The organism is Olsenella sp. Marseille-P4559 (assembly GCF_900605015.1).
Lineage (GTDB): Bacteria > Actinomycetota > Coriobacteriia > Coriobacteriales > Atopobiaceae > Tractidigestivibacter.
Genome location: NZ_LR027574.1, coordinates 898108 through 911633, shown reverse-complemented (window position 1 = coordinate 911633; position 13526 = coordinate 898108). Strand labels below are relative to the sequence as shown.

The following is a 13526-nucleotide window of genomic DNA, read 5'->3' as shown; positions in this document are numbered from 1 at the left end:
CTGTGTGACAGGGAAGGGACAAGGGAGGGGAAGCCCCATGGCCTCGTACGTTCTTGGCATCGACCAGAGCACGCAGGGAACCAAGTCGCTGCTCTTTGACGAGAAGGGGTCGCTCGTGGCCCGCGCCGACCGGCCTCACCGACAGATCGTGAGCGACCGGGGATGGATCGAGCACGATGCGGAGGAGATCTACGCCAACGTGCTCGCTACCGTGGCCGACGTCGTGGCACGGGCCTCCATCGACAAGGGCGACATCCGTGGCGTGGGCATCTCCAACCAGCGCGAGACGTCGCTCGTGTGGGATGTCGGTGGCGCGCCACTTGCACGCGCCATCGTCTGGCAGGATGCGCGCGCCGAGAACGTGTGCGAACGGTTGCGTCGTCAGGGCATGGCCGAGCTCGTGCGCGTGCAGACGGGCATAGAGCTCTCGCCCTACTTTCCGGCCGCCAAACTCGCGTGGCTCATGAAGAACGTGCCCGCCGCCTCCCATGCGTTGGCCAGGGGGGAGCTACGCCTGGGCACCGTGGACACCTACCTCCTGTATCGCCTGACGGGAGGTGCCGCCTACAGGACGGATTACTCCAATGCCTCGCGCACCGAGCTCTTTGACATTTCCCGTCTGGCATGGAGCGAGGAGCTGTGCGATGCCTTCGGTGTGCCTGTCTCCGTGCTGCCTGAGGTCTGTGACTCCGACGCCGCCTTCGGCATGACCGACTTCGAGGGCTACCTCGATGCGCCCATTCCCATCCATGGCATCCTGGGCGACTCGCACGCCGCCCTGTTCGCCCAGGGGTGCATGAGGGCGGGCATGGTCAAGGCCACCTATGGCACGGGCTCGTCCGTCATGATGAACGTGGGCGAGGACCTTGTACGCTCAGGGAGTGGGCTCGTGTCGTCCCTGGCCTGGAAGTTGAACGGTACGGTCAACTATGTGCTTGAGGGCAACGTCAACTACGCTGGTGCCGTCATCACCTGGCTCAAGGATGACTTGGGACTCGTTCGGTCTGCCGATGAGACGGAGGCGCTGGCCCGAGCGGCCACCGAAGGCGACCGTTCCTACCTGGTGCCGGCTTTCACGGGCCTGGGTGCCCCCTACTGGGACAGCGATGCCACGGGCGCGCTCGTGGGCATGACGCGCACCACGCGCAGGGCGGAGGTAGTTCGCGCCGCCCTCGACTGCATTGCCTACCAGATCACGGACGTCCTCAAGGCCATGGAGGCGGACGCCGGCCTGCGAATAGACGATCTGCGCGTGGATGGGGGCCCCACCCACAACGGGTACCTCATGCAATTCCAGAGCGACATTGCGCGCTGTCTCGTTGCCGTGTCACCTACCGAGGAGCTCTCTGGCATGGGGGCTGCCTACGCTGCGGGTTGTGGTATGGGGGTCTATGACGCGGCCACGCTCTTTCGGGGCGTCGAGCGCAGACGCTACGTGCCTCTGCGGGACGAGGAATGGGCACAGGGGCGATATGCGGGCTGGCGGCATGCGGTGTCGAAGGCGCTTTCAGACTCTTGAATTCCCATTGCTAGCGCAACGGCAAAAGGCAAGGCGGTGGCCCATGGGAACCTACAACGGCGCTTGCGGATGCGTTCGTCGGGAGGGGCCGGCATGGGTCGCCACAGCCACCCTGGCATCGCCGGGCGGGAGGGCATCATGGCCCGCTGGGGGGTATCCCTATAGCTTTGTCAAGCCGCAGCAGGCGGCTTTCCTACATCGCCTGACGGCGGCTCCACATAGGGGATTCCCTGTCCTGTCGAACCCGCTGCACCGGCGGCCTCTGCCGTCGTCGATGTCGTCGCCCCCTGACTAGTAGCGCGCCACGGTGTGCCGGTTGGTCCCGTAGCGGTGCCCGATGCCGGTGAGGTTGGGCTCTATCCCGAGCTGCCGGTAGGCGTTGGGCTCTCCCACGATGCTCCTCCCTTCCAGTTCCTCGCTCCTTCCGCGTGTCGGCTGCACGTCCAGGAGCTGACTTTCGTTGACGAAACCGGCGGGAGTACGTTGGCGCGGATAGCGCCGCTGATTGGTCGGATTGGCCAAATATATGTGGACACAATCCCCCCTTGCACAGTGCCGGTACCATGTGGCGCCCGTGGCGGCACGGGTCATGTAATCGGGGGCGGGGTTAGCCGCCAGCGAGAGCGCGCTGGCGGGTGACGGGGCTTTCGCGACGTGGTGGTCCTCGGCCCCGCCTTCCGCCAGTGCGGCGAGGACCACTACCCATGGCCAGGGGATGGCATGCTCCCTCCGCGTCCGCGTCCGCGTCCGCGACCGCGACCGTCGCTCACGCCTGCCCGCGGCTCGTCATGGGCGCGCGCAGGGAAGGCGTACGAGAGGCTGCGTCCCGGGGTCTGCGGGGACGCGGAGTTCTCCAACGGCTACGAGCGGGACGCGTGCCCGCTGTGCCGCAGCCCGGACCTGGCGCCGGGGGGCAGGTGGCTGCTCGCGCGACAACACGTGTGTCGCGGTCGCCTGCGAGGAGCGCGACGGGGGCCCTCCGCGTTCGTCGTCCTGGGCCGGGGCAAGCCCAGCGGCGCGGGGGCGAGGGCCGCCCACTGTCCGCACCTGGCGGACGGCTGTGCGCCCGTCCACGACAGGGAGAGCCCCCCACAACGCCGTGGTGGGGGGGGCGCCACCTCGTCAGCGAGGCCTACGACCTGAGACTCGTTAAAGGCCTGCCGGACAGGGAGGGCCCGTTCGCAATGGTCAACCGGCTCTGCTTCCTCCTGAGGCTGTCTCTGAACTGCCGCATGGGCTTCGACCGCGCGAGCCTCCCCGGCTGGCTCGGCCTCTTCTCTGTGATGATGAACCCACCCGACAGCAAGATGGAGAAGGCCGAGATGGTCCTGGATTGGGCAATGGCCTTCCCGAACACGCTGAGGCATCGGGACTTCTATAGGGGGAGGCCCAGCTCAGAGGGCCGGGCCCTCCCTAAGCCACCAACACTGTGCAAGAGGGGATTGTGTTGGCATTAGCATCCACGGAATCCGGATGGCGCCGTTCGACTGGCTATTTGCTAGCGTATCCCGCGAGCTTGGAGGCGAGATCGACGAGGTCAAAATCGTTGGCTTTCTGGATTCTGGAGAGCAACCTCGCATATCGCTCGTCCTTCAGATTCGCGAAGGCTCCGACCATGGCGCCGGTGATGGCGGCGACGGTGTCCGTGTCATAGCCGATGTTTACGGCGTCTATAGTGGCCTGGAGCGCATCGTCCATGTTCAGGAGGGCAAGCCCATAGGCACAGGGGACGGCCTCGGAGATCAGTAGGCCGCTGCCGACGACCTCCGATATCCTCCGGAGCTTCTCCTCCTTAGAGCCAGGGCCGCGGACGATCTCGTTGGCAAGGTGCATGCGCTCGACGACGCTGGCACCCGCCACGTCATGCGAGACGCGCTTGCCGATGGTCTCACCGCGCATTGCTCCGTAGACCGCCGCGCCAAGCGCGTCGCGCATTGTAGCGCCCTCCGCGAGGCCGGCGCTCACTGCGGCGGCGGTGGCGCAGGCGCCCGAAATCGCCAGTGAGTTGTCGTGCGTCACGCGGCAGATGGTGATGGCGTCACGGATGGCACCCTCGACATCGTCGGGGTTCATGATGCCGGCGGGAGAAATCTTCATAGCGGCGCCGTTGGTTGCCTTGCAGGCATAGTCTACGTGTACAGTCCCATACGGTGACTTGACCTCGTGCTTTGGGTCTTTGAGGCTGGCGATGGCACCGCGGGTGGTGGGTCCTGCGAAGCGGTCGTACCACCTGGGGATGTCGGACCACTTGAGGATGGCGCCGACGACGACGCCGCGCGTTATCTTGCCACCTGCCTCGACAATCGCCTGCGAGATGAGGTAGGTCTGCGAGAAGTCGTCGGTGACCTCGCCAGCCTCGTTGCCGAGTGCGAAGGCCGTCTCGCCGGGCTTGCGGAACTCCTGCAGCCCGCCTGGGAACGTCTCGCGGATTTGGTCGAAGGTGAGGTTCTCGGTCACGGAGCCCATCGCGTCGCCTATGGCGCAAGTCCCGAGAACGCCGAGAATCTTGTCGGTCAGTTCCTTGCTCATAATGCTTCCTTTCCTACTGATTTGACGGTGCTTGCTGATAGAGCCGATGGATAACAAGTACTACTTGGTGCGTCCGAACTCCGCCTCCGGATCCTTGATGCCAAACATGAACGTGAGAATCATGCCGACGAAGAAGGAAATCGCGAGGCCGATCACGTAGGCCCAGAGGGTCGGACCCGCGAAGGCGGGGATGGTGGTCAGGCCGCCAAACGCAAAGGAGTAGCCGACGGTCTGGAAGATGCCCATGAACGCCCCGCCGCAGGCGGCGCCGATACATCCGGCCACGAGTGGGCTGTGGTACTTCACGCCAAGACCGTATATGCAGGGCTCGACGATGCCCGACAGGAAGACGGAGAACATGGCCGACAGTGAGAAGGACTTGAGTTCGCTGTTGCGGGACTTCAGGAAAATGGCGAATGCGGCGCCCGCCATGCCGAGGTTCGCGTTGGCCCCATAGGCGATAAGCTGGGACTTGCCCTCCGCGGCAATCTGCGGGATGACGACGATGGTGTTGGGCGCCCAATGCACGCCGAACATGATCAGTATGTTCCAGATGCCGCCGACCACGGCACCGGTGACAACGGAGTTGATGCCCGTGAGCCAGTTGACGAAGTTGGCGAGCAGGATGCTGATGTACTGGGAGATGGGGCCGATGATGCCGGCTGTCAGAAGAGCCATCACGAAGATGGTGATCATGGGCGTCACGGAGAGGTCGAGGGAGTGGGGTAGGTGCTTCCTGCACCAGTGGTCGAACTTCGAGAGGACCCAGGTGGCGAAGATTGGGGCGAGAACGGAGCTGCTGTAGCTGAACATGGTGATTGGCAGGCCGAACACGCTGATTGTGTTGCCGCCGTTGCCCTTCACGAGTGCAGAGAAGTCGGGCAGCAGCAGGGTGCCGACAATGACGAGTGCCATGATCGGGCTCGTGTCGAAGCGCTTTGCGGTGGTGAAGGCCACGGCGAGGGGAAGGAAGTAGAAGATCGCATTCGTCATCATATAGAGCATCTCGTACGTCATGCTCTTGGAGGAGAGCCAACCGAGGTTGACAGCGAGGATTGCCAGGCCTCGGATCATGCCGCTTCCCGCGAGGGCCGGCAGCAGCGGTTGGAAGATGCTGACAACGAGTGCAACGAAGGCGTCGAGGCCCTTGCTCTTGGGCTTGTCACCTTCGGCGGCCTCGATTGCGAAGCCATTCCCGCCCTCTATTGCGGAAGAGCCGGTGGGGAAGAGCTTCGCGACCTCGGTGTAGATGTCGCCGACGCCCAGCCCAATCACCACCTGAAACTGGTTGCCCGACCACTGGCATCCGACGACGCCGGGAAGCTTCTCTGTGCCTTCCGTGTCGACGAGCCCTTTGTCCTTCACCGTGAAGCGAAGGCGGGTTGCGCAGTTCGTCACGAAGCTGACGTTATCGGTTCCGCCGACATGGTCTAGGAGGCTGGTTGCCAGCTCTGCGCTACTCATCTTTGCTGACATGGTTATCCACCTTTGGTTTGGTTTCTAATGATGGTCAATTACACAATCCTGCTCAGATGGACGAGCAGGTAGAGTTCCTCTGTCTCCGAGATTTCGAACCCCCAGGTCTCCTTGATATGGATGGCGATCTTCGTGACGCACTCGACGCCCCTCGGGAACTTCTCCCGAACGCCCTCGAATGCCTCGAGTTCACTCGATTTGAGACTCGTACCTGCGTGAATCCTCTGGAAGAGGTAGCCGAGGTGCGTGGTGAAGCGGGCGTAGCCGAAGGTGCTCCTGTCGATGGTAGTGTCGAAGACGTCCTCCACGATCTCGGTGATGTCCTCCAGCATCTCCCGCTCGCTATTGGCGAACTCGGTAGTCGAGCCCTCCTTCGGGGCAAGCCGCGAGTTGATGAAGTTCATCGCTATTCCGGCGATCTCGTCATCGTCGAGGATCACGCCGAACTTCTTTTTTATCGCCCTGACGGCGTGTCTCCCAATGCGGCATTCGCTCGGGAAACTCTGCTCGATGTCGACAGCAAGGGGCATCGAGACGTGAATCCCTTTCTTGGTACGCTCTATCACGAAGGAGATATGGTCTGCTAGGGTGAACGGAAGATTCGGGCTCAGCTCGTATTTCAGCTCTTCAGCTGCCTGGTTGCTCAGTGAGACCGCAAAGGAGAGAATCTCAGGGGGGCAGTTCGCAATACCGTCAAGATAGCGTGCGTCGACCTCGTAGAAGGAACGCTCGATTGAGGACAGGGGTATGTCATCCGGAAGGTCTCCGAATCCGATGCCCTTTCCAGTCGCGACAACCTCGCGGCCCTTGCTGTCAAGGCAGAGGACGACGTTGTTGTTGATTCTACGAAGGGTCTGCACCGTTCCCACCTCCATTCGCCTGCTGCTCGAGACTTTGGGTGGGGAATTCCGGCCGAAAAAAACTCCACCAAGGACTCTGAACAGCAACTACGACTATCCGTACTGCTGGTCATGCCTCGGAGGAGTAACATTCCAGTTCATACCATCGTTCGAGGTGCTATTGCGGTACCTCAGACTGTTATTAACATACGGTTACGGTTGTGTGATACAGGTATCAAAGATGCGAGAGTGCCTAATTTTCCGGTGAGCGGTATTGAGTAGTCGAATATCATTGGACGTCCGTACCGTGCATCCGACTCTTAAAGTGGCACGTCACTGTTTGCTCACCTGTCATGTGCTTGTTGCCATAGCAATCGCGAATTACAAGCCTTGCCGCTACATTGGCGTCACAGTCAGTAGGCCGGGAATGACCCGCTGAACCAGTTCCGATGGCGTGGAGATGTGCCATAGACGCGCCTACCACACGGCTGCGAAAAGGCGCACCGTCCTTACTGTGTTTGAGACGGGGCGAGGTTGCGGAGGTACGGCGATGCCTGCTGTTTTACTGAGAACTGGTGCCTGGGGAAAGCAGACTCCCAAATTCAGCAGAGATCTTTCCGCATCGGGCAACTTTTTCAAGGGGGCAAGGTCGTAGCCTAAAGATTGGTGCCAACAGATTCGAATGAACTACTCAATAGTTGGAAGCATCATATATCTCACCCCTTCTGGGCATGGATTCATCCTGTGGCAGCCTGCCCTTGTCGAGGAGCTCCTTCTGCACGGTCCTCCTGTTGACCCTGAGGAGCCCGCCGACGCGGATGTGCGGGAGGGCGTTGATCAGCTGGGAGTTCCTCGTCCTCCCGACGCCGAACACCTCCTGGATGTCCCTCGGCCCGAGCCACTCGGGCCCGTCGCAGAGCGGTGACGTGTCCGAGAGCGACCTCTCGACGGGTCCCGTCGGCTTCCTGCTCATCTCGCGTCCCCCACCAGAAAGGGAGCACAAGCCCCGGGCGACTACACGACACGCAGCATCGCCCCATCCCCGTCTTCGTACCCGACGTCCCCGGGTCCCTCGCCGTCATCTGCTCGGCAATCGTCCTGGCGGCGGACCTCCTCGCGTGCGGGTCGGCGCTCGCGTAGATGTTGAGCGTCATCGCTGCGTTCGCGTGTCCCATGAGAGATCTCACCGTCTTGATGCCGGCCCCCGCTGCGACGAGGTAGGTCGCGTGCGTGTGGCGGCGCATCGCCCCCCTGGTTGCCGACGCTGACCCAGACGACCGACAATCGTAGCCTCCGGACGTGCGCCACACCCATAAGCTGGCGCCATGTTGTTGCACTCAGAATGCTAATCTACCCCTTTAAAAAACCACTGTGCCACTTGCATTACAGACGCCACCGCTTGCAGATTGGACGCCAAAGGGGACTGGCTCCTCTGAAATACTCGCTCCTAAGGTGATTCCACGCGGAGGGCGTGGACGTTCTCAATGGGAGAGGGGCAGAAAATGAAGGTGACCAACAAGAACCTTTCACGTCGCATGTTCCTTGGAATGTCCGGTAGTGCTGCAGTGCTCGCCGGTCTTGCTCTTGCTGGCTGTGGCGGCTCACAGAGTACGACCGACAGCGGCTCCACCACCGCGACCTCCACCTCTGGCAGCGAGGGCGGCGGCACCATCTCTTACGGCTCGGCATACTCAACTCAGAACTACGATCCCTCCTCAACGTCCTCTGCGCTCGCTCTCTCGGCAAACTGGAATGTCGTCGAGGGGCTTTACGAGCTCGACTACCATGACTACTCCACCTACAACGGCCTTGCCGCGGGTGATCCCCTCAAGGTGGACGACACCACGTTCGAGGTCTCCCTTCGCGACGGGGCCAAGTTCTCGGATGGCAGCGACGTGACGCCGGAAGACGTCATCGAGTCCTTTAACCGGGCTACCGCCGAGGGCAACATCTACGTTTCCATGCTTGCTCCCATTTCTTCCGTCGAGAAGAAGGACGAGAGGACGGTTACCGTGAAGACGGCGGTCCCCAACTTCTCGCTGCTCAAGAACCGCCTTGCCATCGTCCGTGTCATCCCGGCCTCTATGTCCAAGGAAGACCTCACCCTGAAGCCGGTTGGCTCTGGCCCTTGGAAGTACGACGAGATTTCCGATTCGTCGCTCACCCTTTCGCCCAATGAGAGCTACAACGGGGATCACCCTGCAAAGGACAACCAGATTCGCATCGATATCCTGAAGGACGCCACGGCACGCGTGACCGCACAGCAGGAGGGCACGACGCTCATCTCCGAGTCCGTCCCCGCGGACTCCATCGACATGCTGAAGAGCGCTGGTTGCAACATTGATACCGTCCAGGGCTTTGGCACCCGCTTCATGATGTTCGACGTCGCCAAGGCCCCCTGGGACAACGTCAAGGTCCGTCAGGCCGTCATGTATGCCCTGAACTACGACCAGATGATCAACAATGCGCTTGCTGGCAAGGCCGCCGCGCCGACGAGCTATCTGCCCGAGACCTTCACGAACTACCACAAGGCAAGCACGGTCTACACCTATGACCAGGAGAAGGCAAAGTCCCTCATCAAGGAGGCCGGCATCACCCCGGGCGACATTGAGCTGCGCACCACCGACAACGACCAGGTCGTCGCGATGGCCACCCAGGTCAAGAACGACCTTGACGCCCTCGGCTTCAACGTCTCCATCAAGACCGACACCTCCGCTGCCACCTATGCTGCCATCGACCAGGGCGACAACACCTACGACCTGCTCCTTGCCCCTGGTGACCCGTCCTGCTTCGGTGCCGACCCCGACCTCCTGCTCAACTGGTGGTACGGCGACAACGTCTGGATGAAGACCCGCTGCCCCTGGAACTGGTCCGATGAGTACAAGCGGCTCCATGCGAAGATGGACGAGGCCCTCTCCGCATCGGGCGACGCCCAGCAGAGCGCATGGAACGACTGCTTTGACATCCTTGCCGAGAATGTTCCCCTGTATCCCGTGCTCCAGGTCCAGACATCAACTGCATCCTGGACAGATGCGGCAAACGCCGAGGGCGTCAAGGTCAAGGGCTTCTCGGGTATTGGCACCACCGGCGTATCCCTGACTGACGTCACTACGGTCAAGTAGCGCCACCTTCTTCGATGGCGTTACCGGTGAGCCCGTTCATGCGTGACTGGGTGATGGGGCCCGTACGTTGCTCCGCTACGTCCGGGCCCCCGGCATGCCACGTTCCTGTCGCCGATGAAAAGAGAGGAGAATGGCGGCGTGAATAACCTTCTGCGCCTTATCGGACGTCGTCTGATAGCCCTGCCAATCATGGCACTGGGCGTCACGATTCTCGTCTTCTTCCTCATGTCGTTTTCGAAGGTAGACCCTGCCTATAACGCCTTGGGCGAGAGTGCGACCCCTGAGGCTGTGGCCCAGTATCACGAGGAGCACGGCCTTGATGATCCCCTGCCGGTCCGCTACGTGAGGTACATGGAAGGGCTCCTCCACGGCGACCTCGGGACCTACGGGGCCGCAAGCTACTCGGTAGGAGAGCGCGTGGCAAAGGCCCTGCCCGTCACGATACAGCTGACCTTCATGGGCCTGCTCATAGGCGCGATACTCTCGTTTGCCCTGGGCGTCCTGGCGGCGCTATACCGTGACAGATGGCCCGACCAGGTTATTCGCGTCATCTCCATTGCGGGAATCGCGACTCCGTCCTTCTGGCTCGCTGTCCTCATGATTCTGGTCTTCTCGTCCTATTTGCATGTCCTGCCCGCCTCGGGTCCCCTGCCCAGTCCTGCCCAGAACTTTGGCGGGTACATGGCTCGCATGATCTTGCCTTCCGTCGCGCTTGCTTTCCCGCTCACGGGACAGATGACGCGCATCGTGCGCACTGCGATGGTCGAGGAGCTCGATAAGGACTACGTCAGGACCGCTAAGGGAGCAGGGCTCCCCAACGCCGTTATCGTCGGGAAAAACGTCTTGCGCAACGCCCTCATCACACCGGTTACGACGCTGGGGCTGAAGATCGGCTACCTCATGGGAGGTGCCGTGGTCATCGAGACGATCTTCAACCTTCCTGGAATGGGCATGGCGATCCTCGAGGGGATCCAGGGAAACGAGACCATGCTCGTCCAAGGGGTAGTCATTGTTGTCGCACTGTCATTCATCGTGATCAACATCGTGGTCGACATGCTCTACCTCCTTATCAACCCCAGGATTAGGACGGTGTAGAGATGCTGACCCAAAGAAGAGGGCAGTCGCGTCAGCTTGAGGCTGCGGCATCCCGCGGGCTTCACCTAGCCGGGTGGAGAAAGATGAGCGCTGCGTCCAAGGCGGCTGTTGTCATCCTGGCCTTGGTCGCGCTATCCGCAATCCTTGCGTCTGTGATTGCGCCCTACGATCCCGTTGAGATCTTCACGGCACGACAGGCGCCGGGCAATGGGTTCTTGTTTGGCACCGATGACAAGGGGCGTGATATCCTCTCGCGCATGCTCTATGGCGGGCGCTACTCGCTGGTCATTGGCTTTGGCGCTACCGGCATGGCCCTCGTTTGCGGCTCCATCATCGGCGCGATAGCTGCGGTGTCGAGCAAGGGGGTCTCTGAGGTCATCATGCGCATCCTGGACATCATCATGTCCTTCCCAGGCATTGCGCTCGCGGCCGTGTTCGTGTCGATTCTCGGCAACTCCGTACCCGCCATCATCTTCTCGATCGGCTTCATGTATACGCCGCAGATTGCGCGCATCGTGCGCGCAAACGTTGTCTCCGAATACGGCGAAGACTATGTGCGGGCCGTCATTGTCTCTGGCGCCCGTGCCCCGTGGATTCTCTGGCGGCATGTCCTCAGAAACTGCATCGCCCCAATCATGGTCTTTACGGTTACGCTTGTGGCCGACGCGATCATCTTCGAGGCCTCACTGACGTTTCTGGGTGCCGGCATCACCGAGCCCACTCCAACTTGGGGAAACATCCTCGCCGACGCTCGTGCGGGCGTTCTGTCGGGCCGTTGGTGGCAAGCCCTTTATCCTGGCCTCGCCATCATGATTACCTGCCTTGCCCTGAACGTCCTCTCTGAGGGTCTGACTGATGCCATGGCGGCCGCACCGGGTGCCCCTGTTGAGTCCGAGAGTTCCGAATCCCGTCGACAAGACGACCTTCTCGCCACAGACCCTGTCCGCGCCTACAAAGAGCAGGCGGCACCTCTTGCCCGCAGGCTCGCGGAGCTGCGCGAGGTGGAACTCGTGCGTGGGGATCGACATGCCCCGGACTATTCGGCCCCTCCGCTGCTTGAGGTCAAGAACCTCTCCATCAGCTTCGAGTCTCATGGTGATGTGGCCGTGGTCGATAACGTCTCGTTCAGCGTACGTCCCGGTCAGTGCATGGCGCTTGTCGGCGAGTCTGGCTGCGGAAAGTCCATCACCACCAGGGTGATCATGAACCTCGTCGACCCCAAAGAGACGGTTGCGGGAGAGGTGGTCTACAAGGGGCAAGACCTGCTGAAGATGATCCCTGAGCAGCATCGCAAGCTCTTGGGGACCGAACTGGCCATGGTGTATCAAGATGCCCTCTCATCCCTCAACCCGTCCATGCTCATCTCCGCTCAGATGAGGCAGCTCACAGATCGCGGCGGCACACGCAGCGCCGAAGAGCTTCTCGAGCTCGTTGGCCTGGATTCCAGGCGCACGCTCGAATCCTATCCCCATGAGCTCTCCGGTGGACAGCGCCAGCGCGTGCTTATCGCCATGGCCCTCACCCGAGACCCGTCGCTCGTAATCTGCGACGAGCCCACCACGGCACTCGACGTGACCGTCCAGAAGCAGGTCATAAAACTCCTGAATGACCTGCAGTCAAAGCTTGGCTTTGCCATGATCTTCGTGAGTCATGACCTGGCGCTCGTCGCCGAGGTGGCGAGTGAAATCACGGTCATGTACGCCGGCCAGGTTGTCGAGCAGGCTCCAACCAAGGAGCTGCTCACCAACCCAATCCACGAGTACACGAGGGGGCTGCTCGGCTCGGTGCTCTCGATCGAGGAGGGTGTGCGCGTGGGAAGCCGACTCCACCAGGTTCCCGGCACGGTCCCCTCACCGGAGGACTTCCCCAAGGGCGATCGCTTTGCTCCGCGCTCCAGCCACCCCGCGCTTGGCGCGGATGTGCACCCGCAGCTCAAGGGCCTGCCGGGCAACAGGCACCACCTTTTCTCAGAGCTTCCTGATGACTATCTCAGGGAAAATGGCATCACCCCGTACCTGGACACCATCAAGGAGGTGGGATAGATGGCTACCTGCGAGACACCAGCCACCGAGCCCATCATCTTTCTCGATGACATCTCGGTGACCTTCAAGACCCGAACCGGCTCCCTCTTCCATCCCAACATGGTCCAGGCCGTGAAGGGCGTCACCATCAAGCTCATGCCGGGAGAAACGATCGGCATCGTAGGCGAGTCGGGCTGCGGCAAGTCAACGACAGCCAACGTCATGTGCGGCCTTCAGTCGCCAACGTCGGGAAGGGTCTTTTTCCAGGGAAAGGATGTGACCAAGCGGACGGCTGACATGCGCAAGCAGATCGGCCGCGTGGTCTCGGTTGTGTTCCAGGACCCTGCCACGGCCCTCAACCCGCGCATGGTTGTGCGCGATCAGCTTCTCGACCCGCTACTTGTCCACAACGTTGGCAACATCGCCGAGCGAGAGGCGCGCATCAGGGAGCTGGTCGAGTTGGTGGGGCTCCCCAAGAGCACCCTGCGCGCGCTTCCGGGACAGCTTTCCGGTGGCCAGCGCCAGCGTGTCGCCATTGCTCGCGCGATGTCACTCAACCCGGCGGCAATCATCGCCGACGAACCTACGTCTGCCTTGGATGTCTCGGTCCGTGCCCAAATCCTCAACCTCCTCACGGACCTCAAGAACGAGATGGGCCTCTCGATGATCTTCATCAGCCATGACATCCAGACGGTCCGCTACATCTCCGATCGGATCATCGTCATGAACCATGGGAAGATCATGGAAGAAGGCCCGGCTCAGCAGGTCTTCAATGGGCCCCGCGATGACTACACCAAAACCCTGCTTGCCGCGGTCCCGTCGCTTCTTCACCCCGACCTTGGCAGATAGGGGAGACGCTTTCCGAGGCCCTCTGCATTCCGGGCGGTACGCCGCTCTGCGCCTAACGAGTAAAGGAGAAGACCAC

Annotated in this window: 10 protein-coding genes and 1 pseudogene; 6 read left to right on the top strand and 5 right to left on the bottom strand. The window is 61.6% G+C overall.

Features of this window, described 5'->3' with window-relative positions; genetic code table 11:
- Positions 1 to 37: 37 nt before the first annotated feature.
- Positions 38 to 1519: a glycerol kinase gene (locus tag E0E00_RS10315; protein ID WP_130812418.1), complete on the top strand. Its 1482-nt coding sequence runs from the start codon at positions 38 to 40 to the stop codon at positions 1517 to 1519.
- Positions 1520 to 2703: 1184 nt separating this feature from the next.
- Complete coding sequence (locus tag E0E00_RS10310; RefSeq protein ID WP_130812417.1) at positions 2704 to 2976, top strand: hypothetical protein; 273 nt, start codon at positions 2704 to 2706, stop codon at positions 2974 to 2976.
- A gap of 34 nt (positions 2977 to 3010) precedes the next feature.
- Here the strand turns inward: E0E00_RS10310 and E0E00_RS10305 are convergent, their stop codons facing one another.
- The 5 genes and pseudogenes from E0E00_RS10305 to E0E00_RS15410 all read right to left on the bottom strand — a co-directional run.
- A complete protein-coding gene (locus tag E0E00_RS10305; RefSeq protein WP_130812416.1) occupies positions 3011 to 4048 on the bottom strand; it encodes an ADP-ribosylglycohydrolase family protein in 1038 nt (345 codons plus the stop codon).
- 60 nt (positions 4049 to 4108) lie between these two features.
- On the bottom strand, positions 4109 to 5524 hold the full coding sequence (locus E0E00_RS10300) for a PTS transporter subunit EIIC (protein ID WP_207302718.1): 1416 nt from the start codon (positions 5522 to 5524) through the stop codon (positions 4109 to 4111).
- Positions 5525 to 5562: 38 nt separating this feature from the next.
- Positions 5563 to 6399, bottom strand: a complete 837-nt coding sequence (locus tag E0E00_RS10295; RefSeq protein WP_130812415.1) for a PRD domain-containing protein — start codon at positions 6397 to 6399, stop codon at positions 5563 to 5565.
- A 655-nt stretch (positions 6400 to 7054) separates the two neighbouring features.
- Positions 7055 to 7336, bottom strand: a complete 282-nt coding sequence (locus E0E00_RS15060) for a hypothetical protein (RefSeq protein WP_242622236.1) — start codon at positions 7334 to 7336, stop codon at positions 7055 to 7057.
- A gap of 163 nt (positions 7337 to 7499) precedes the next feature.
- Positions 7500 to 7673 (bottom strand): annotated as a pseudogene (locus tag E0E00_RS15410) (tyrosine-type recombinase/integrase); the annotation flags it as partial.
- Between the two features lie 192 nt (positions 7674 to 7865).
- Here E0E00_RS15410 and E0E00_RS10285 point away from each other — a divergent pair.
- From E0E00_RS10285 to E0E00_RS10270, 4 genes are all read left to right on the top strand, one after another.
- Complete coding sequence (locus tag E0E00_RS10285; RefSeq protein ID WP_130812413.1) at positions 7866 to 9485, top strand: ABC transporter substrate-binding protein; 1620 nt, start codon at positions 7866 to 7868, stop codon at positions 9483 to 9485.
- Positions 9486 to 9623: 138 nt separating this feature from the next.
- Complete coding sequence (locus E0E00_RS10280) at positions 9624 to 10580, top strand: ABC transporter permease (protein WP_130812412.1); 957 nt, start codon at positions 9624 to 9626, stop codon at positions 10578 to 10580.
- 2 nt (positions 10581 to 10582) lie between these two features.
- Positions 10583 to 12622, top strand: a complete 2040-nt coding sequence (locus E0E00_RS10275) for a dipeptide/oligopeptide/nickel ABC transporter permease/ATP-binding protein (protein ID WP_130812411.1) — start codon at positions 10583 to 10585, stop codon at positions 12620 to 12622.
- A complete protein-coding gene (locus tag E0E00_RS10270; protein ID WP_130812410.1) occupies positions 12623 to 13450 on the top strand; it encodes an ABC transporter ATP-binding protein in 828 nt (275 codons plus the stop codon).
- Positions 13451 to 13526 lie beyond the last annotated feature (76 nt).